Annotated in this window: 2 pseudogenes; both read left to right on the forward strand. The window is 64.9% G+C overall.

Annotation, left to right across the window (positions count from 1 at the left end):
* Positions 1–178 (forward strand): annotated as a pseudogene (locus QWJ46_RS31135) (sugar ABC transporter substrate-binding protein); the annotation flags it as partial.
* A gap of 138 nt (positions 179–316) precedes the next feature.
* A pseudogene (locus QWJ46_RS31140) lies at positions 317–487 on the forward strand (sugar ABC transporter permease); the annotation flags it as partial.

The raw sequence follows: 487 nt of genomic DNA on the forward strand, positions 1-487 counted from the left end.
TCTGAAGGCCGCCAACGAGGGCGGCACGCTGTTCGGTTCGCTCGCCCAGGGTTACGGCGCCCCTCCGGCGATCGCCAATGCCTATAAGGACGTCGTCTCGAAGTTCGTCCATGGCCAGATCAAGAGCTCCGACGAGGCCGTCACCCAGCTCGTCCAGGCGATCGACGACGCCCGCTGAGACCATCGTCGATGAACAAGGCTTCCCCGCGCGCTTCGCGGGGAAGCTCCAGCCCCTGACGGATATGCGGGGGCGATCATGCGGGGACAGGCATGCTGGCCAGCCCCCATGACGACATGCAGGGAGGAGATGACATCCATGAGCACAGTTGCCACCACCGATCCGGTTCTGACGCCGCGGCAAGCGACGCGGGTCTCACTGCGCGGCCGGCTGCAGGATGCGCTGCCGAAGATCGTGCTGGCGCCGAGCTTCGTCATCACGCTCATCTTCGTCTACGGCTTCATCGTCTGGACCGCCTATCTCTCCTTC

Origin of the sequence: Rhizobium sp. CBN3 (assembly GCF_030518245.1) — a bacterium.
Lineage (GTDB): Bacteria > Pseudomonadota > Alphaproteobacteria > Rhizobiales > Rhizobiaceae > Rhizobium > Rhizobium aethiopicum_A.